Source organism: Cryobacterium zhongshanensis (assembly GCF_022760445.1).
Classification (GTDB): Bacteria; Actinomycetota; Actinomycetes; order Actinomycetales; family Microbacteriaceae; genus Cryobacterium; species Cryobacterium algoricola.
Genome location: NZ_JALGAR010000007.1, coordinates 94071 through 113229, shown reverse-complemented (window position 1 = coordinate 113229; position 19159 = coordinate 94071). Strand labels below are relative to the sequence as shown.

Annotated in this window: 19 protein-coding genes; 11 read left to right on the top strand and 8 right to left on the bottom strand. The window is 69.5% G+C overall.

What is annotated here, in order from left to right:
* Window positions 1-74 precede the first annotated feature (74 nt).
* Window positions 75-1385, top strand: coding sequence for a citrate synthase (locus MQH31_RS18905; protein ID WP_198415946.1), 1311 nt, complete (start codon window positions 75-77; stop codon window positions 1383-1385).
* A gap of 69 nt (window positions 1386-1454) precedes the next feature.
* Here MQH31_RS18905 and dapD read toward each other — a convergent pair whose 3' ends face one another.
* On the bottom strand, window positions 1455-2435 hold the full coding sequence (gene dapD, locus MQH31_RS18900) for a 2,3,4,5-tetrahydropyridine-2,6-dicarboxylate N-succinyltransferase (protein WP_134535549.1): 981 nt from the start codon (window positions 2433-2435) through the stop codon (window positions 1455-1457).
* A 62-nt stretch (window positions 2436-2497) separates the two neighbouring features.
* On the opposite strand from dapD, the gene dapE reads away from it, so the two are divergent.
* The 3 genes from dapE to MQH31_RS18885 all read left to right on the top strand — a co-directional run bounded on the left by dapE (window position 2498) and on the right by MQH31_RS18885 (window position 5198).
* Complete coding sequence (dapE, locus tag MQH31_RS18895) at window positions 2498-3628, top strand: succinyl-diaminopimelate desuccinylase (protein WP_243013368.1); 1131 nt, start codon at window positions 2498-2500, stop codon at window positions 3626-3628.
* 3 nt (window positions 3629-3631) lie between these two features.
* A complete protein-coding gene (locus MQH31_RS18890; protein WP_243013336.1) occupies window positions 3632-4918 on the top strand; it encodes a putative hexosyltransferase in 1287 nt (428 codons plus the stop codon).
* Window positions 4919-5021: 103 nt separating this feature from the next.
* Complete coding sequence (locus MQH31_RS18885; RefSeq protein ID WP_134535550.1) at window positions 5022-5198, top strand: DUF3117 domain-containing protein; 177 nt, start codon at window positions 5022-5024, stop codon at window positions 5196-5198.
* Window positions 5199-5306: 108 nt separating this feature from the next.
* On the opposite strand, the gene MQH31_RS18880 is transcribed toward MQH31_RS18885, so the two are convergent.
* Window positions 5307-5939, bottom strand: coding sequence for an O-methyltransferase (locus tag MQH31_RS18880; protein ID WP_134535551.1), 633 nt, complete (start codon window positions 5937-5939; stop codon window positions 5307-5309).
* An 85-nt stretch (window positions 5940-6024) separates the two neighbouring features.
* Here MQH31_RS18880 and MQH31_RS18875 point away from each other — a divergent pair, with 85 nt between their 5' ends.
* Window positions 6025-6414, top strand: a complete 390-nt coding sequence (locus MQH31_RS18875; protein WP_134535552.1) for a twin-arginine translocase TatA/TatE family subunit — start codon at window positions 6025-6027, stop codon at window positions 6412-6414.
* Between the two features lie 57 nt (window positions 6415-6471).
* Here MQH31_RS18875 and MQH31_RS18870 read toward each other — a convergent pair whose 3' ends face one another.
* Window positions 6472-7317, bottom strand: a complete 846-nt coding sequence (locus MQH31_RS18870) for a helix-turn-helix domain-containing protein (protein WP_243013335.1) — start codon at window positions 7315-7317, stop codon at window positions 6472-6474.
* A gap of 123 nt (window positions 7318-7440) precedes the next feature.
* On the opposite strand from MQH31_RS18870, the gene ppk2 reads away from it, so the two are divergent.
* The 3 genes from ppk2 to MQH31_RS18855 all read left to right on the top strand — a co-directional run bounded on the left by ppk2 (window position 7441) and on the right by MQH31_RS18855 (window position 9759).
* Window positions 7441-8274 (top strand): polyphosphate kinase 2, encoded by an 834-nt coding sequence (gene ppk2 / locus MQH31_RS18865; RefSeq protein WP_243013334.1) that lies wholly within the window; start codon window positions 7441-7443, stop codon window positions 8272-8274.
* Window positions 8275-8308: 34 nt separating this feature from the next.
* Complete coding sequence (locus MQH31_RS18860) at window positions 8309-8668, top strand: DUF7882 family protein (protein ID WP_443656000.1); 360 nt, start codon at window positions 8309-8311, stop codon at window positions 8666-8668.
* Between the two features lie 98 nt (window positions 8669-8766).
* On the top strand, window positions 8767-9759 hold the full coding sequence (locus MQH31_RS18855; protein ID WP_243013333.1) for a bacteriorhodopsin: 993 nt from the start codon (window positions 8767-8769) through the stop codon (window positions 9757-9759).
* Between the two features lie 91 nt (window positions 9760-9850).
* On the opposite strand, the gene MQH31_RS18850 is transcribed toward MQH31_RS18855, so the two are convergent.
* The 3 genes from MQH31_RS18850 to MQH31_RS18840 form a co-directional block, all read right to left on the bottom strand.
* The gene (locus MQH31_RS18850) at window positions 9851-10981 is read right to left on the bottom strand and encodes an Mrp/NBP35 family ATP-binding protein (RefSeq protein ID WP_243013367.1); all 1131 of its coding nucleotides are present in this window, start codon (window positions 10979-10981) and stop codon (window positions 9851-9853) included.
* An 82-nt stretch (window positions 10982-11063) separates the two neighbouring features.
* Window positions 11064-11834 (bottom strand): DUF1003 domain-containing protein, encoded by a 771-nt coding sequence (locus tag MQH31_RS18845; RefSeq protein ID WP_243013332.1) that lies wholly within the window; start codon window positions 11832-11834, stop codon window positions 11064-11066.
* On the bottom strand, window positions 11821-13152 hold the full coding sequence (locus MQH31_RS18840; protein WP_243013331.1) for a magnesium transporter MgtE N-terminal domain-containing protein: 1332 nt from the start codon (window positions 13150-13152) through the stop codon (window positions 11821-11823). The genes MQH31_RS18845 and MQH31_RS18840 overlap by 14 nt, the downstream gene beginning before the upstream one ends.
* 54 nt (window positions 13153-13206) lie before the next feature.
* On the opposite strand from MQH31_RS18840, the gene MQH31_RS18835 reads away from it, so the two are divergent.
* Window positions 13207-13863 (top strand): YflT domain-containing protein, encoded by a 657-nt coding sequence (locus tag MQH31_RS18835; RefSeq protein ID WP_243013330.1) that lies wholly within the window; start codon window positions 13207-13209, stop codon window positions 13861-13863.
* Window positions 13864-13951: 88 nt separating this feature from the next.
* On the opposite strand, the gene MQH31_RS18830 is transcribed toward MQH31_RS18835, so the two are convergent.
* On the bottom strand, window positions 13952-15499 hold the full coding sequence (locus tag MQH31_RS18830; RefSeq protein ID WP_243013329.1) for an aminopeptidase P family protein: 1548 nt from the start codon (window positions 15497-15499) through the stop codon (window positions 13952-13954).
* Window positions 15500-15603: 104 nt separating this feature from the next.
* Here MQH31_RS18830 and MQH31_RS18825 point away from each other — a divergent pair, with 104 nt between their 5' ends.
* Entirely contained in the window at window positions 15604-16473 is an 870-nt protein-coding gene (locus MQH31_RS18825; protein ID WP_243013328.1) for a PHP domain-containing protein, read from the top strand.
* A gap of 201 nt (window positions 16474-16674) precedes the next feature.
* Here the strand turns inward: MQH31_RS18825 and MQH31_RS18820 are convergent, their stop codons facing one another.
* On the bottom strand, window positions 16675-18204 hold the full coding sequence (locus MQH31_RS18820) for a DEAD/DEAH box helicase (protein WP_134535562.1): 1530 nt from the start codon (window positions 18202-18204) through the stop codon (window positions 16675-16677).
* A gap of 184 nt (window positions 18205-18388) precedes the next feature.
* Between MQH31_RS18820 and MQH31_RS18815 the strand changes: the two genes are divergently transcribed.
* Window positions 18389-19135, top strand: a complete 747-nt coding sequence (locus MQH31_RS18815) for a ferritin-like fold-containing protein (protein ID WP_243013327.1) — start codon at window positions 18389-18391, stop codon at window positions 19133-19135.
* Window positions 19136-19159: the final 24 nt, after the last annotated feature.

Below are 19159 nucleotides of genomic sequence, written 5' to 3'. Positions count from 1 at the left end.
GGTGTGCCATGGCGGCCACCCCCAGTCCGTAAGGCAGTGATTCAGTGACACTCAGTGATATTCAGGGAGGCGCCGTGAGCGACGTCGTACAGCGAACACCGTCCATCGACCCGCTGGGGGCGACGCTCGCCTTCCCAGGGGGCATCGCCGAGTTCCCGATCGCCCATGGGACCGACGGCCCCTCCGGCATCGACATCTCGACGCTCACCAAACAGACCGGGCTCGTCACGCTGGACTCCGGCTTTGTGAACACAGCGGCGACCCGTTCGGCGATCACGTACATCGACGGCGGCAAGGGCATCCTGCGGTATCGCGGCTATCCGATCGAGCAGATCGCCCAGAACTCCAACTTCCTCGAGACCGCGTGGCTGCTCATCTACGGCGAGCTGCCGAGCGCCGGCGAACTCGAGGCCTTCGACAAGCGCATCCGCAAGCACACCCTGCTGCACGAGGACATGCGCCGCTTCTTCGACGTGCTGCCGTTCAACGCGCACCCGATGGCCGTGCTCGCCTCCGGCGTCTCCGCGATGGCCGCGTACTACCAGGACTCGCTCAACCCGAACGACCCGGAGCAGGTCGAGACCGCCACGATCCACCTGCTCGCCAAGCTTCCGGTGATGGCGGCATACGCCCACAAGAAGAGCGTCGGACAGGCATTCCTCTACCCGGACAACTCCCTCGGCTACGTCGACAACTTCCTCAAGCTGATCTTCGGGACCCTTGCTGAGCCCTACGAAGTCGATCCCGTGGTGAGTAAGGCGCTCGAACGCCTGCTGATGCTGCACGAAGACCACGAGCAGAACGCGTCGACGTCGACCGTTCGCCTCGTCGGCTCCACGGAGGCCAACCTGTTCGCCTCGGTGTCCGCCGGAATCAGCGCGCTCTCCGGCCCGCTGCACGGCGGCGCGAACGAGGCCGTGCTCAAGATGCTCGGCGAGATCAGGGCCTCCGGCGAAAGCGTCGAGAAGTTCGTCGAGCGGGTCAAGAACAAGGAGCAGGGCGTTCGCCTGATGGGCTTCGGCCACCGGGTCTACAAGAACTACGACCCGCGCGCGACCCTCGTCAAGGAGAGCGCAGACGAGGTGCTCGCCGCCCTCGGCGTCAAGGACGACCTCCTCGACATCGCCAAGGAGCTCGAGCACATCGCCCTCAATGACGACTATTTCCGTGAGCGCAAGCTCTACCCGAACGTCGACTTCTACACCGGAGTCATCTACAAGGCGATGGGCTTCCCGACGAGCATGTTCACCGTGCTGTTCGCGGTCGGCCGCCTGCCGGGCTGGGTCGCGCACTGGCGTGAGATGAACGCGGACCCGACCACGAAGATCGGCCGCCCGCAGCAGCTCTACACGGGCTCCCCGGCGCGGGACTTCCCCCGCCGCTAGCCGTACGCACAGAACGACGGATGCCCGGCACGCCAACGCGTGCCGGGCATCCGTCGTTCTGTGCCGGGGTCAGGCGTGCAGTTGCTCGTTGAGGACGATTCCGTTCCCGCTGCGGGCGAGCACCTCGACGGCGCCCGACATCGAGTTGCGGCGGAAGAGCAGGTTCGGCACCCCGGACAGCTCGACGGCCTTCATCGTCTGCATGCGGCCGTCCGCGGTGCGCGGCTGGTCGGGCAGGGACACCTTCGTGCCCGCCGTGACGTAGAGCCCGGCCTCGACGACGGAATCGTCGCCGATCGAGATGCCGATGCCGGAGTTGGCGCCGAGCAGGGCCCGTTCGCCGATGCGCACGCGCTCGGTCCCGCCACCGGACAGGGTGCCCATGATCGAGGCTCCACCGCCGATGTCCGCGCCGTTGCCGACGACGACACCCTGCGAAATGCGCCCCTCGACCATGGAGACGCCGAGGGTGCCCGCGTTGAAGTTGACAAAGCCCTCGTGCATGACCGTTGTGCCGGGGGAGAGGTAGGCGCCGAGACGCACCCGGGAGGCGTCGGCGATCCGCACCCGGTCGGGGGTGACGTAGTTCAGCAGCGGCGGGAACTTGTCCACGCCGCCGGCCTGGATGCCCGCGCGCTGCAGCGCCGGGCGCAGCCGGTCGAAGTCGGCGGGGAGCATCGGGCCGGCGTTCGTCCACACCACGACGGGCAGGTGGCCGAAGATGCCGTCGAGGTTGATGCTGTTCGGCAGGACGAGCAGGTGCGAGAGCAGGTGCAGGCGCAGGTAGGCGTCCGACGTGCCGGCCGGGGGAGCGGTCAGGTCGATCTCGATCGTCACGGTCTCGAGGCGCACCGCGCGCCGCGGGTCCGGCCCGGCGAGTTCGGTGACCGAGGCGGGCACGATCCACGGGTCGCGACCGGCGGGCAGGGAGCCGAGCAGGGGAGCGGGGAACCAGGTGTCGAGGACCGTGCCGTCCTGGGCGATGGTGGCCAGGCCGTAGCCCCAGGCTGTGGTCGGAACGGCGGGCTGGGGGGACTGTCGCGTGGTCATTCCTCTAGATTAGTAGGGTGCCTTCGACCCCCCAGCCCGCGTCCCCGCCCGTGAACCCGTACGTGAACCCCGCACCGGATGCCGCGGGCGCCCGCCGCGCCGGACCGCTCGACCTGGCCGCATCGTCTGTCGCGATCACCCAGGCGATCTGCGACATCGAGTCCGTCTCCGGCAACGAAACCCCCCTCGCCGACGCCGTCGAGCGTGCGCTCGCCGGCCTCGCGCACCTCGAGATCATCCGCGACGGCGACACGATCGTCGCCCGCACCCGCCTCGGCCGCGCCCAGCGCGTCATCATCGCCGGACACCTCGACACCGTCCCGGTCAACGACAACCTGCCGACCCGGTTCGAGACCGTCGACGACCTCGACTACCTCTGGGGACGAGGCACCGTGGACATGAAGGCGGGTGTCGCCGTGCAGCTGAAGCTCGCCGCCGAGCTCACCGAGCCCGGCCTCGACGTGACGTGGATGTGGTACGACCACGAGGAGGTCTCTGACGACCTCAACGGCCTCGGCCGGCTCGCCCTGGCCCGGCCCGATCTCTTCGAGGGCGACTTCGCGATCCTCGGCGAGCCGAGCAACGGGCAGGTCGAGGGCGGCTGCAACGGCAACCTGCGGGTCGAGGTGCGCACCCACGGTCTGCGTGCCCACTCCGCCCGCAGCTGGGTCGGCGAGAACGCCATCCACAAGGCCGCACCGATCCTCGCCATCCTCGCCGGCTACGAACCCCGCGCCGTCGAGGTCGAAGGGCTCGTCTACCGGGAGGGCCTGAACGCGGTCGGGATCAGCGGCGGCATCGCCGGGAACGTCATTCCCGACGAGTGCATGGTGCACATCAACTACCGGTTCGCCCCGAGCCGCAGTTCCGCCGAGGCCCTCGAGCACGTGAGCGAGCTGTTCGCCGGTTACGACGTCACCGTCGTCGACCGCGCGGAGGGCGCCCGCCCGGGGCTCGACGCGCCGCTCGCACAGGAATTCCTCGCCTTCGTCGGAGCGGAGGCCCGCCCCAAGTACGGCTGGACCGACGTCGCCCGGTTCTCCGCGCTCGGCATCCCCGCCGTCAACTACGGTCCGGGAGATCCGCTCAAGGCCCACGCCGACGACGAGCGCGTCGCCGTGCACCAGATCACCGACTGCGAAGACGCCCTCCGCTCCTGGCTGACCGCGGCCCCGAACCGGAAGCAGCGTTAGCCCGTGTCGACAGGGGCCCCACTCCGCCCCAGCCAGGGACCGCCGCTCGAGCAGGGCCGCGTGCCGGTGCCGGCGGCCAGACCTCCGGCCGTGAAGCGGATGCTGCCGGCCCGCTGGCGGGCCCGCGCCCGGCTGGCCCCGTGGTGGGCCGCCGTCGCGGGCATCTGGGTGCTGTCCCGGCTCGTGACGACCACCCTCGTCCTCATCCTCGCGCGCGTCCAGGGCGCGAACCCGTGGACCGGTGCCAGCCCGGGGTACTTCGACTTCGCCAACATCTGGGACGCCCGCTGGTACAACATCGTCGCAACATCCGGCTACCCGGCCGTGCTGCCGATCACGAGCTCCGGACACGTCGGCGAGAACGCCTGGGCGTTCCTGCCGGGTTACCCCGCGGTCGTGCGCGTCGTGATGTTCCTCAGCGGGGCGCCGTGGGCACCGGCCGCCGTCATCGTCTCGCTCGCCTTCAGCCTCGGGGCCGCCCTGCTCTTCTACCGGGTGATGCTGCGGGTCCAGGGCCGCGGCACCGCCCTGTTCGCGGTCGTGCTGTTCTGCGTCGCCCCGCTCGCCCCCATCCTGCAGTTCGGCTACGCCGAGTCGATGTACCTGTTCTTCCTCACCCTCGCCCTCCTCCTCCTCCTCGAACGCCGGTATGTGCTGCTGTTCCCGGTGATCGCCGTGATGGCGTTCACCCGGCCGAGCGGCCTCGCCTTCGCTCTCGCACTCGGCTTCCACGTCGTGCACCGCTGGCTGACCCGCCGCAACGACCCGTTCCCCGTTCCCGAGCGGATCCTCGCGGCATCCGTCACCGCTTTCAGCGCCCTCAGCGGCTTCGCCTGGCCGTTGATCGCGTGGATCGCGACCGGCTCGGCGACCGCGTACACCGAAACGGAGCTCGCCTGGCGGTCCTCGTACATCGGCTACCAGGAACTCGTTCCCTTCACCGCCTGGTTCCAGGGCGGGGTCTGGTGGCTCGGGCAGCCGCTCGGCATCGTCGTCGTGCTCGTACTCGTCGTCGGTTTCGCCGCCGCGCTGTTCGCCCCTGCCGTGCGCAGGCTCGGCGTCGACCTGCGGTTCTGGCTCGCCGCATACGGGCTCTACCTCTTCGCGGTGTTCTTCCCACAGTCGAGCACCTTCCGGCTGCTGATGCCGATGTTCCCGCTGCTCGGCGCGATCGCGCAGCCGAAACGGCTGAGTTACCGGATCGCGATCGTGGTGCTGTGCATCCTCGGCCAGTGGGGATGGCTGCTGATCTGCTGGGGCGTCGACGGCGCCGACTGGACACCGCCGTAACCGGTGCAACCGCCCGCGTAACCCGCCCGGACCTCGCGAATTTTCGTCTCGGGCCGGGATGGTCGATAATAGAAGTTCAGACGAATGAGTGGAAGGGGAGTTCATGGCGGCCATGAAGCCACGGACCGGAGACGGGCCAATGGAGGCTGTAAAGGAGGGGCGCCTGATCATTGTGCGTGTTCCGCTTGAAGGCGGAGGGCGACTCGTCGTCTCTGTGAACGACGCAGAAGCCAAGGAGCTTCACGATGCACTCGCCGGGGTAGTACGCCCGGTTGTCTAGCGTCGGAGATTACGTCTCCACCTCGTAACCGAGGAGAATTACGGATCGGCCGTGCAGCCCTGCTGCGCGGCCGATCCTTTTGTCGCCGCTCGTGGTGGCGCTGGAACGCTACGCGCGCAGCTTGGTGATCTGCAGCAGCCCGTCGCCGACGGGGGACAGGGCGCTGATCACGGCGGTCGAGCCGCTGATCTCGCTCAGGAGCGTGCGGAACCCGGTGGCGACCTCGTCGCGCTGCGCCGGGTTGGCGACGCGGCCGCGCCAGAGGGCGTGGGCCACGAGCACGGTTCCGCCCGGCCGGGCCAGGCGCAGCCCGTGCTCGACGTATTCGATGACCGACTGCGGGTCGGCGTCGATGAAGACGATGTCGTACGAGTTCTCGTTCATCCTCGGGAGGACATCCGCTGCCTTGCCCGTGATCAGCCGCACCCGGTTCGCCGGGATCTTCGCCTCGGTGAACAGGGCGCGGGCGTGCTGCTGGTGGTCCACCTCGGTGTCGATCGAGGTGAGCGTCGCCCCTGGCGCCCCGGTCAGGAGCCAGATGCCGGAGACTCCGGCCCCCGTGCCGACCTCGAGGATGCTGCGGGCACCGGTCGCGGCGGCGATCACGGCGGACTGCGCACCGACCGCGGGGGAGATCGCGTCGATCCCGAGTTCGAGCGACTGCTGGCGCGCCCGGACGACGGCCTCGGATTCCACGACCGAGTCGTCGGAAAATTTCCAGTTCAAATCTTTGTCTGACACGGTGCAACTCCAGTTTTGTATGGGTCCAGCCTAAGGGCGCTCCCCTCGGGTCGGCGGAGGCCCCGCCGCGCGTTATCCTCAACCTATGCTTGGTTTGACGTTCGAGAAGCTCCTCCTGGTCGGGATCGTCGCCGTCTTCCTGCTCGGGCCCGAGAAGCTGCCCCACTACGCGGCCCAGCTGGCCCGGCTCGTCCGGCAGCTCCGGGACCTGGCCAACGGCGCCAAGGAACGCATGCGCGACGAGATGGGCCCCGAGTTCGACGACGTCGACTGGAAGAAACTCGACCCCCGCCAGTACGACCCGCGCCGGATCATCCGTGAGGCGCTCGTCGAGGACGAGCCGGTCAAGGAGCAGTCCGCCGTGGTGTCCCGGGTCTCGCCGAACCCGAACGGCGCATACCTGTCCCGGAAGCGCGCGAGGGAGAACGCCCTCGCGCCGTCGGAACCCGCCCCGTTCGACTCGGAGGCGACGTAGCGGCACCGCACGACGGATCCGCTGCTGCGGCTCCGACCCGGGCGTTCCCCCGGCCGTTCAGGCACGGGCCTGCACGGGCCGTTCGGCGCCGAGTTGCGTCGCGAGCGCGTTGGCCGCGGCGCGGAGCCGCACGGTGAGCGCGCCGAGTTCGGCGGCGCTGCGCTCTCCCGTCACCGCGACGCCGAGCGCGGCGATGACCCCGGGCGCCCGCACCGGAACGGCGAGGCACGCGGTGCCGTGCGTCGTCCCCTGGTCGCGGCCGAAGGCATCCGCCGGGCGGGGAGAGGCGGCCCGGTGCGCGCGACGCGTCATCACCTGCGCGCCGACCTGCGCTCCCGCGTTCGCGGCGTGCAGCGCGTGGCCGACCGGGAGTCCGCGGGCGTCTGCGTCCGCGTGGGAGGCGTGGGCTCCGGGACGCCGGTCCGCGGTGCCGAGGAAGTCGACGCGCTGTTCCCGGCTGAGCTGGGCGAGGATCTGGCGGCCGAGCGCGGAGGCATACGGGCTCGCACCGAGCCCGGTCCACTGCTCGACCCGGGGGGCGCCCGTCGCATCGACGATGTCGATGATGCTGACCATTCCGTCCGAGAAGCGGGCGAGGTACGCGGTCGCGCCGTTCTCCGCTGCGACGTGGTGCAGGGTCTGGCGCACCCGGGCGAGGAAGACCCCCGCGTCGGCCCCGCGGAGACTGGGGAAACGCAGGCCCAGAACGAGGCCATCGGGTTCGGCGACGAGATACCCCTCGTGCACGAGGGTCCTGGTGAGGTTGTACGCTGTGCCGAGGCTGAGCCCGGAGGCCTGGGCGACCGCCTTGACCGGCATCGGACGTGGCGCGCCCGCGACGATGTCGACGACCTTGAGGGCGCGCTGGACCGAGGAGATGAGGGTGCGGTGCTCGAGCGTCATCAGGCTCCTCTCGTGTCGTCGGCGACTATTCGGAACAGGATAGACAGACTCGCCCGAGCCGGATAGAGCAACCCGACCGTTCGGCGTCGTTAGGCTGTGACCCAAGCGAACGAAAGGTCGGGGATGGCCAAGAAGAAGTCCACACCGGGTCGGGTCAGGAAGTCGGACTACAACGTCGAACTGCGGCGGTTGCAGACCGAACTGGTCGCGATGCAGGAATGGGTACGCGAGTCCGGTGCGCGCATCGTCGTGATCTTCGAGGGACGCGACGCCGCGGGCAAGGGATCGGCCATCAAGCGCGTCACCGAATACCTCAACCCGCGCATCGCGCGGATCGTGGCCCTTCCGGTGCCCACCGACCGCGAGCGCGGCCAGTGGTACTTCCAGCGGTACATCGAGCACCTGCCGTCGACGGGCGAGATCGTCCTGATGGACCGTTCCTGGTACAACCGGGCCGGGGTGGAACGCGTGATGGGGTACTGCACCCCCGACGAGTACCGCCGGTTCCTGCACCAGGCGCCCCTCTTCGAGCGGATGCTCGTCGAGGATGGGATCCTCCTCGTCAAGTACTGGTTCTCCGTCTCCGACCACGAGCAGGAGGCCCGGTTCCGCTCCCGGCTCAAGGACCCGATGCGGCGCTGGAAGCTCTCGGAGACCGACCTGCTCTCGATCACGAAATGGGTGGACTACTCGAAGGCGAAGGACGAGATGTTCGTCCACACCGACATCGCCGAGGCGCCCTGGTGGGTCGTCGAGAGCGAGGACAAGCTCGCGGCCAGGCTGAACATGATCAACCACCTGCTCTCCATCGTGCCGTACGACCACCGCGAACCGCCGCGGGTCTCGATCCCGCATCGGCCGCAGGGCACCGACTACGAGCGTCCTCCGCGTGAGCTGAACCGGACGGTCCCCGACCATGCTTCGACCCTCGGTGCGGACGGTGACGCGCCCCGATAGCGAATGCTAGGCGGCGGAGGATTCGTCCGTTAGAGTGAGCCATCCGGAGGGGGAGCTCGTGGGTACCTTGTTGTACGGCAGTCCAGGAATTGTGGTCAGTTTTGAGGATCGCGCTCTGATGCACCTGCAGATCGTGATCACGACGAAACTGAGGCGCAGGGAGGGCTTCATTTTTTCGTGGACGGAGTCGACAGATGACGAGACCGAGAGCGGTCGGAGCGCGATCTGGCTCGATGCCAGCAGCATCCTCTACTACCGCTATTCGGTCAGTCGGGTGCCGAACATCAACCGGGACTGGATCGAGCGGTTGATGGTTTCGGCGAACAGCGCGGGCGGGCTGTTCTTCTCCGTCGAACCGCCGCCGGTCATCCCGGTCCTCAAGTCCCGGTCCTGAAGTCGCAGTCCTGAAATCGCGTTCCTGAAGTCGTAGTCCTGAAGTCGCGTTCCTGTCCCTCACGATTCGCACCATACCGTCGCAGATGAAGGGTATCCGTGTCCGTCCGCTCCCTGGCCGCACCGTGGGAGGCCGCTCTCTCCCCGGCGCAGTTCCAGCTCATCTGCTATTTCGTGGGGATCGGCGCCCTGTGCTTCTTCGTCGGGTTTCTCCGGGCCTGGGTGACGCGTGGCGAGGTCGGCGCCCGCTACCGGACCGCCGTCGTCGCCCGGCTGGGCATCATGAGCGCCATGTTCGTGTCGTACGTCGTGCTGCTGGGCGGCCTGCTCTTCGGGTACACCCGTGTCGCCGGGGAGTTCGTCCCCAACGACGTGGCACTCCTCACCTTCGGCGTGCGCTACGTCGAGTGGTCGGTCGCGGTTCCCCTGGTCGTCATCGAGCTCCTCGCCGTGTGCGTCGTCCTCGGCGGCGTGGCCCGGCGCATCCGCCTGGTCGCGATGACCGGTGGTTTCCTGATGGTGTTCCTCGCGTACCTGGGCGCGATCGTCGCTTCGGGGGGCACGGATGCCGCCGCGCTCGTCGGGTGGGGAATCGTCGCCGGAGTGTTCTGGCTGGCGACGACGGCCCTCCTCGCGATCGTGGTGCGGCGATCCCTGCCCGCGCTCACGGTCGAGTCTGCCGCACTGCTGCGCTCCGCGACCATCCTCCTGTTGTCCTCCTGGGCGGTGTACCCCATCGTGTACGCGATGCCGCTCGTCGGCTCCGGTGGGACGCTGGTCGTGGTCATGCAGGTCATGCTGACCCTCGCCGACATCGTCGCGAAGATCTGGTTCGGCGGCGCGTTGCATCGCGTGGCGAAGCTCCGGACCGCCGAGGACGTGCGTGCCGGCCGCGACGTGCACCCGGAGGCGATCTGGATCTCCTCCGTCAAGCATTCGGACGCAGGCAAGCCGCGCGAGGTGTACCTCGCCGCCGGTGCGGCCGTGCACGTGCGGCGTCCGCAGCCGCCGACGAGTACGGCGGCGCCGACTGCGCAGCCAGAGCTGTTCGCCGACCCGCAGCCCGAGGTGTTCGCCGACCTCGAACCCTAGAGTCCGTCGGGCACCCCACACTCCGCCGAGAGCTGCATTTCCGGTCGAGAGTGACCCGCGGAAACGTCACTCTCGACCGGAAAGGTGACGGCTACTTGAGGGAGACGCCGAGGCTGCGACCGGAGAGGCCCCGGGCGCGGGAGAAGAGCCGCTCGGCGACCGCGTCGATCGCCTGGGCCGCCGGGTCGAGCGGGTCGCTCAGCACGACCGGGCGACCGTCGTCGCCTCCGGTGCGGAGGGGAACGCTGAGCGGCACGCTCGCCAGGAGCGGCACCGGCGTGTCCTGGCCGGCCGAGAGGCGGCGCGCGACCTCCGCGCCGCCGCCGGCGCCGAAGAGTTCGAGCATGCTGCCGTCCGGCTGGAGGGCGCCGGACATGTTCTCGATGACGCCGAAGATCGTCTGCCCGGTCTGGCGGGCGACGACGCCGCTGCGTTCGGCGATGTCCGCCGCGGCGGGCTGCGGTGTCGTCACGACGATGACCTCGGCCTGGGGGAGCAGCTGGCCGATCGAAATCGCGACGTCGCCGGTGCCGGGCGGCAGGTCGAGCAGCAGCACGTCGAGGTCGCCGAAGTAGACCTCGGTGAGGAACTGGGTGATCGTGCGGTGCAGCATCGGCCCGCGCCAGGCGACCGCGACGCCGCCGTCCTCGACGAACATGCCGATCGAGATGACCTTCACGTCGTAGTTGATCGGCGGCAGGATCATGTCGCCGACCCTGGTCGGTTTGACCGCGGTCCCCTTGGCGCCGTCGACGCCGGGCGTGACGAGGCCGAGCAGGCCGGGGATGGAGAAGCCGTAGACATCCGCGTCGACGACGCCGACCTTGAGGCCGCGGCCGGCGAGCGCGACGGCGAGGTTCGCGGTGATGGTGGACTTGCCGACCCCGCCCTTGCCGCTCGTGACGAGGTAGACCCGGGTGAGGGACCCCGCACCGAACTGCGTCGTGCGCGCGGCCGCCCCACCGCGAAGCTTCTCGGTCATCGCGCGGCGCTGCTCGCGGGTCATCACGCCGACCGAGACGGTGACGGCGCCGGGCCCGGCGACGGACTCCGCCGTCTCGAGCACGTCCCGTTCGATCTGGCGGGCGGCGGGGCATCCGGCGATCGTGAGCAACAGGTCGACGGTGGTGTGGCCGTTCTCGGTGCGCACCCCGGACACCATGTCGAGATCGGTGATCGGCTTGCGGATCTCCGGGTCGATCACCCGGGTGAGCGCGGTCATGACCCTGGCGGCGATTCCGGAGGCATCAGCGGATGCCGCGTTCGATGCCGTGTTCGATGCCGTGCCCGGCGCCGTGGGCGAGTCAGCGGCCAATCGGGGGTCGCTCCTCGATGATCTTGGCGGATGCGGCGGATGCGGCGGATGCGGCCGATGCGGGGGATGCGGCCGGTGCCCCGGGTCCCGCGGGTGTCTCTGCCGGCGCAGGTTCGACGCTTCGGGCCGTCGCGGTGGCGGTCGCCCGGCCCTGGTCCGCGGCACGGTCGTGGTCGCGATCATGGTCGATTTCCCGGTCGCGGTCGCCCTTGCGGGAGCGCTTGCGGCCGCGCTTCTCCTCGTCCTCGCGCTGTTCGAGGTTCTCGAGGAGGGCGCGGAGCTCGCTGCGCAGGAAGTCGCGGGAGGCGAGGTCCTTCATCCCGAGGCGGAGTGCGACGACCTCGCGGGCGAGGTACTCGGTGTCGGCGAGGTTGCGTTCGGCGCGCTGCCTGTCCTGTTCGAACTGCACCCGGTCGCGGTCGTCCTGGCGGTTCTGCGCGAGCAGGATCATCGGGGCGGCGTACGAGGCCTGCATCGAGAGCACGAGGGTGAGTGCGATGAAGCCGAGGGCGACGGAGTCGAAGCGCCACGCGACGGGGGCGAGCGTGTTCCAGCCCATCCAGAAGAGGACGAAGAGCGTGAGTCCGAGCAGGAACCACGGGGTGCCCATGCCCCGGGCGATGGCCTCGGTCAGCCGGCCGAAGCGGTCGCTCGACGGCCGGTCGCGGTTGCGGTTGCGGTTCCTGGTGCGGGACAGGGGAGCGACGCGCAGGCCCTTGGGCGAGTCGAGGCGCTGATCCGAGCGATCAATTCGGGCCATTGCCGGTCCTCCGTCCGTGTGGGAGCGGGATGCTTCCCGTCTTCAGCTCGCTGCGGGCGGCTGCCCTGCGGCGTACATCGTCATTGCCGTCGTGACTTCGCCAGTCGTCGGGCAAGAGGTAGTCGAGGACATCGTCAATTGTCACCACCCCGACGAGTCGGTGGTTGTCGTCGACAACGGGGACGGAGACGAGGTCATAGCTCGCGAGGATCCGGGTGACCTCCGCGGCGGAGGTGTCAGCGGTGACGGGGTCGAGACCCTGGTCGAGCAGCGTGCCGAGACGCTCGTGGGGCGGGTAGCGCAGCATCCGCTGGAAGTGCACCATGCCCAGGAAACGACCGGTCGGCGGCTCGTACGGCGGCAGGGTGACGCAGATCGCCGCACCGAGAGCCGGGGCGAGGTCGTGGCGGCGGATCAGGGCGAGGCCCTCCGCGACGGTCGCGTCGGCGGAGACGATGATGGGCTCCGTCGTCATCAGGCCGCCGGCCGTGTCCGGCGCGTAGGTGAGCAGGAACCGCACGTCGTCGGCTTCTTCCGGCTCCATCAGGTCGAGCAGCTGCTCGCCGTGCTCCTCCGGCAGCTGCGCGATGAGGTCGGCCGCGTCGTCCGGCTGCATGTGGTCGAGTACGTCGGCGGCACGGGCGTCGCCGAGCCGGGTGAGGATGGCGACCTGTTCGCTCTCGGGCATCTCCTCGAGCACGTCGGCGAGGCGGCCGTCGGGGAGCTCGCTCGCGACCTCGTGCATCCGCTCGGGGGGTAGATCGAGCATCGTGTTGGCGAGGTCGGCGGGCTTGAGGTCGGAGTATGTCGCGATGAGCTGCTCGGCGGACTGGGCCTGACCGACGGTGGTCTTCTCGCGGACGTCGCTCCAGGTGGCGAACGTCGTCGCGCCCTTCGCGAAGAGGGACACGCTCGCCTTGGGGCGGCGGACGAAGAGCTGGGCGATCTCCCAGGCCCCCTGCTTGGTCTCCTCGATCGAGACGTCCTCGACGGTCGCCTCGCCGGAACCGTTGTTGAAGACGACCTCGCGGCCCAGGAGCTCCGCGATGACGCGCACCTCGCCGCCGCGCTGTTCGAAGCGGCGCACGTTGATCAGGCCGGTCGTGATGATCTGGCCGGAGCCGATGCTCGTGACCCGGCTCATCGACACGAAGACGCGGCGTTTGCCCGGGATTTCCACGATGAGTCCGACCGCGAGGGGCGGATCGTCTTTTCGATAGACGACGAGAACGTCGCGGACCTTGCCGACGCGGTCTCCCGCGGGGTCGAAGACGGAACACCCGGCCAATCGGGCAACGAAGACTCTGGTGGCAGTCACCTTACAAATGTAGGCCACCTGTAGCCCTTCGGCGTGCTGTGGGAGAATGGGTCCATGAGTAATCAGAACCCTTTCGGCAATCGCGGTCCCGCCCTGTTCCCGGTTTTGCCCAAGGGCGAGGTGCTCGCGACCTATGAAACCTACGCAGAGGCGCAGGCCGCCGTCGACACCCTCGCGAAGGCCGATTTCCCGGTGAAGCAGCTTTCGATCGTCGGCAACGACCTCAAGACCGTCGAGCGGGTCACCGGGAAACTGACCTGGGGTCGCGTTGCCCTCGCCGGAGCGGCCTCCGGCGCCTGGCTCGGGATCTTCTTCGGCCTGCTGTTCTTCATCTTTTCTCCGACCGGGGCCGGCCTGCCGTTCGTGCTCGCCGCGGTGCTGATGGGTGCGGGCTTCGGGATGCTGTTCGGCGTGGTGAGCTACGCGCTCAACCGCAGGCGCCGCGACTTCACCTCGACCATGCAGGTGATGGCGAGCAGCTACCAGATCATCGTGGAGGCCGCCCTTGTGAACAAGGCGCGCAACCTCCTGCACGGCACCGCGGAGCCGGTGGTCGTCCACCAGGCCGATCCGGAGCCCGCCCAGCCGGCCCAGCCGGAGCCGTCGGCCCCGTCGGCCCGCCCCGACCAGCCGGCACCGCCGTACGGCCAGTTTGCGCCGCAGGCCGCCACCCCGACCCCCGAGGCCGCGCCCACCGCATCCACGGACTAGCGCCCACGCACGCTCGCGAAAGCGGGTGAATCGTCGGTTCGACCTCGTGAGAACGACGATTCACCCGCTTTCGCGGCGGGGTAGGCCGTTAGGCGGTGAGAGTGGCGATCCAGGTTTCGACGTCGTCCGCGCTGCGGGGGATGCCGACGGACAGGTTCTCGGCGCCCGTCGCCGTGATCAGCACGTCGTCCTCGATGCGGACGCCGATGCCGCGGAACTCGAGCGGCACGGTGAGGTCGTCGGGCTGGAAGTAGAGGCCGGGTTCGATCGTGAAGATCATCCCGGGCTCGATCACGCCGTCGAGATACATGTCGCGCCGCGCCTGGGCGCAGTCGTGCACGTCGATGCCGAGGTGGTGGCTCGTGCCGTGCACCATGTAGCGGCGGTGCTGGCCGTTCTCGGGCTTCAGGGCCTCCTCGGCGGTGACCGGGAGCATGCCCCACTCCGCGGTCCGGCGGGCGATGACCGCCATGGCCGCGGCGTGCACCTCGCGGAAGATCGCGCCGGGCTTCGCGACGGCGAACGCGGCATCCGCTGCCTCCCGTACGGCCTCGTAGACGCGACGCTGCACGGGGGAGAAGGTGCCGTCGACGGGGAGGGTGCGGGTGACGTCTGCGGTGTAGTAGCTGTCGACCTCGATGCCCGCGTCGAGCAGGATCAGGTCGCCCGGGTTGAGCGGGCCGTCGTTGCGGGTCCAGTGCAGGATGCACGCGTGCGGGCCGGAGGCCGCGATCGTGTCGTAGCCGACCGTGTTGCCGTCGACCCGCGCGCGGGTGTTGAAGACGCCCTCGACGAGACGCTCGCCGCGTTCGTGGGAGCTCGACCGGGGCAGGTCGCGGATGACGTCCTCGAAGCCGCGCCCGGTGGCCGCGATCGCGAGGCGCATCTGGGCGATCTCGTAGGAGTCCTTCACGAGGCGCAGCTCGGACAGGTCGCGGGCGAACCGGTCGTCCGCCTCGTGCTCGCCGTTGACCTCGAGACTGAACGGGGAGTTCGTGGCGTTGTCGCCGAGCACCTTGTCCGCGGCGAAGCGGAGGCGGCCCTCGTCGACGGCCACGGTGAAGGCCGGGTCGGCCTCGCGGATGACGAGGGTCGTGGTGTCGACGACGGTGAGCACGGCGTCGAGGTCGGCGATGCCGCGCACGGTGACGGCGAGGTCGCTCGCCACCTGGGCGATGGAGGGGCGCGGGCCGATCCAGAATTCGCCGATGTCGGCGTTGGCGTAGAACTCGTCGGAGTCGCGTCCGGCGCGCTCACGGAAGTACAGTGTCGCGTCGTGCCCGGTCGCCGTCGGCTCGAGCACGAGGACTGCTCCGGGCTCGGAGTCGCTGCCCCAGCCGGTGAGGTGCGCGAAGGCGGAGTGGGCGCGGAAGGCGTAGTCGGTATCGTTCGAGCGCTGCTTGAGGCGCCCGGCCGGAACGATCAGGCGCTGCCCCGGGTACATCGCGGAGACGCGAGCGCGCCGGGCCGCGGCGAACGGCGCCTGCTCACGGGCCGGCGGGAGCGTGTCGACGCGCTCCGCCCAGCCGCTCGAGATATAGGACTTGAAGCCGTCCGACCCCGGCGTCGTGGAACGGTTCTCGTTCGGGCGGGGCTTGGCGGTGACGGTGGGCACGGTTTCGGTGGAATTGGCCATACTCCCATTGTCCCATTGCCCGCTGGCTGTCCCGCGAGTATCGCCGGGACGCGGCCGGGCTGCGGTCGACCGGTGGCCGCTCCCGCCGCAACTAGCATGGGGTCATGGCAGGCGAACGGCAATTCAGGGGTCCCATCGACCTGCACGCGCACTCGAGCGTCTCGGACGGCACGGAAACCCCCTCCCAGCTGGTGCGGGCCGCGTCCGCGGCCGGTCTCGGCACCGTCGCTCTGACCGACCACGACTCCACGGCGGGCTGGCACGAAGCGGCGGCGGCGGCCCGCACCGCCGGAATCACGCTCATTCCGGGAATGGAATTCAGCACCCGGGTGTCGACGGCGAGCGTGCACCTGCTGGCATACCTCTTCGATCCTTCGGATGCCGGAATCGTCGCCGAGACGGCGCGGGTGCGGCAGGCCCGCCTCGTCCGTGCGGAGGAGATGGTCGAACGGATCGGCGTGGACTACGCGCTGACCTGGGACGACGTTCTCGCCCAGACCACACCGGATGCCACGGTGGGGCGCCCGCACATCGCGGATGCCCTCGTCGCCCGAGGCTTCGCCCTCACCCGGAGCGAGGCCTTCGCGGGCATCCTGCACTGGGAGTCCGGGTACTACCAGCCGCACTATGCCCCCGACCTGGTGCGCGCCGTCGGCCTCGTCGTCGCGGCGGGGGGAGTGCCGGTCATCGCGCACCCCGCGACCCGCGGCGCGGGCGACGTGATCCCGGAGGCCCGGCTCGCCCGGCTCGTCGAGGCCGGGCTGTTCGGGCTCGAACTCGAGCACCGGGAGAACAAGACGGCCGCGAAGGCGCGGCTCTATTCGCTCGCGACCAAGTACGGGCTCGTCGTCACGGGGTCGAGCGACTACCACGGCGAGGGCAAACCGAACCGTCTCGGGGAGAACACCACGACGCCCGAGGTACTCGACCGCATCCTGAAGCAGGCGACCGGCTCTGAGCCCGTCTTCGCCTAGACCCCCGTCTTCGCCTAGACCCCGTGAGGTGTCGCAGATCGAGGTTCGCGCGCTGCGGGAACCTCGATCTGCGACACCTCAGCGAGATACGCGCTGCGGATGCTGCGGGTTGCGGCACGCAGAAGGGCGCGCCCGCCGAAGCGGACGCGCCCTGTTCTGGCGACGGATTCTGTCGGCAGAGGCGGCTGGAGGCCGGAGCGGCTAGTTGGCTCCGCCGGCTGCGGGGGCGGAGCGGCGCGAACGGCTGCGCCGGCGCGGGGCGCTGTTGCCGTCGTGGTGCTGGGCTCCGCCGCCGTCGTGGGTGCCCGCTGCGGGGGTCACGGCGGGAGCGTCGGGGTTGGTGGTCTGGCTGACGCGGGTGCGGGTGCGTGCTGCGCCCGAGCGGCCGGCGTCCGCGGTGCGGCCCGAATCCGAGCGTGCACCGTCGCCGCCGCGGCCCGATCCGCCGGAGCGGCCGGCGCCGCCGGTGCGCCCGGCTCCACCCGAGCGTCCGTCCGAACGACCGGAGTCCGAGTGACCGGTTCCCGCGGAGTGCTCGCGCACGGGGGAGATGCGCAGGCGGCCCTTCGAGCCGACCGGGATGTTGAGGTCGGAGTACAGGTGCGGTGAGGACGAGTACGTCTCGACGGGGACCGGAACGCCGAAGTCGAGCGCGGTGTTGATCAGCGTCCACTTGTGCATGTCGTCCCAGTCGACGAACGTGACGGCGATGCCGGTCTTGCCCGCGCGCCCGGTGCGTCCGACGCGGTGCAGGTACGCCTTCTCGTCCTCGGGGATGGTGTGGTTGATCACGTGGGTGACGTCGTCGACGTCGATTCCGCGAGCGGCGACATCCGTTGCGATCAGGATGTCCTTCTTGCCGGCCTTGAACGAGGCCATCGCGCGTTCGCGCTGGTCCTGGTTGAGGTCGCCGTGCACTGCGGTCGCGTTGAAGCCGCGGTCGCCGAGCTCCTCGACGAGCTTGGCTGCTGCGCGCTTGGTGCGGGTGAAGATGACGGTCTTGCCGCGGCCCTCCGCCATCAGGATGCGGCCGATGACCTCGTCCTTGTCCATGCTGTGGGCGCGGTAGACGATGTGCTGGATGTTGGCCTGCATGAGGCCCTCGTCGGGCTCCTGCGCACGGATGTGGATGGGCCGGTTCATGAAGCGGCGGGCGAGGGCCACGATCGGGCCGGGCATCGTCGCGGAGAAGAGCATGGTGTGTCTGGTCGACGGCGTCTGGGCGAAGAGCCGTTCGATGTCGGACAGGAAGCCGAGGTCGAGCATCTTGTCCGCCTCGTCGAGGACCATCTCGCGCACGTTGGCGAGGCTGAGCAGGTGCTGGCTCGCGAGGTCGAGCAGGCGACCGGGGGTGCCGACGACGATCTGGGCGCCGGCCTTGAGCTGCTCGATCTGACCCTCGTAGGCCTTGCCGCCGTAGATGGACACGATCTTGGTGTTGCGGTTCTGCGAGGCCATCTCGAGGTCTTCGCTGACCTGCACGCACAGTTCGCGGGTCGGAACGACCACGAGCGCCTGCACGCCGGGCTCGGGGTCGAGGCCGAGACGCTGGATGAGGGGGAGACCGAAGCCGAGGGTCTTGCCGGTGCCGGTCTTGGCCTGGCCGATGATGTCCTGGCCGCTCATCGCGAGCGGGATGGTCTGGAGCTGGATCGGGAACGGCTCGAGGATGCCTTTACTGGCGAGAGCGTCAACCAGGTCCTGGTCGATATTGAGTTCGGAGAAAGTCACGAAAGTTTGCCTGTCATTAGCTGGAAACGGAAATGCGCCCGTCTTCTGCCTCGGGCACCAGCCACCGATCCACGCCGATGGCTTGTCTCACCTTACCGGGAGCTGTCTGGGAAGCAGCCGAAGCCACGCGGGCAGGCGGGTGTCCGGCCGCGCGGACGACGCAGCTCTGTCCTAAGCTGGGCTGGTGTTCTCCTGGTTTGATGGGCGCGCCAAGCGCGTCGAGATAATCCCCCGGCTCACCACCCGGGGGGAACGTCCATCGACCACGAAAGTGGACATCAAGGACCTCACCCCCGAACTGCTGCCGTTCCTGGGCCAGTCCGCGTACTTCGAGCTCGGCGTCTTCGAGAGCCTCGCCCGCGCCGTCTTGATTGCGCCGAACCTCGCCGCCAAGCAGGCGCTCAGCACCGCCGCCGGGCGGGCGCTCTCCAAGCACCAGGGCCTCGTCGCCGAGATCCGCCGCCGCGGAGCGGAACCCGCAGACGTGATGGCGCCGTTCGTCCCTGCCCTCGACGCGTTCCGCGCCGAGATCACGGGCGCGGACTGGACCGAGCTGCTGCTGAGCTGTTACCTCGCCGGTGGACTGCTCGACGATTTCTTCATCCGGCTCTCCGACGGGCTTCCCGGTGAGGTCGGCCCGCGGGTCGCGCACCTCCTCGGCGAGGACGCCGGGGCCGCGATCCTCGCGACCCAGCTCGCCGCAGCGATCGCCGCGGATGCTCCGCTCGCCTCGCACCTGGCCCTCTGGGGCCGTCGGCTGGTCGGGGACACCCTGCTGATCGCCCGCTCCGCGCTCGCGTTCGCGGGCACGACGGACCAGGCCGGAGTCGTCACCGTCGCCGGACCAGCCGAGGAACGCATCGAGCCGGTCTTCACCGAACTGATCGCCGCGCACACCCGGCGGATGGACGGCCTCGGCCTCACGGCCTGAGCCATCGCCGCGACGGGTCTGTGC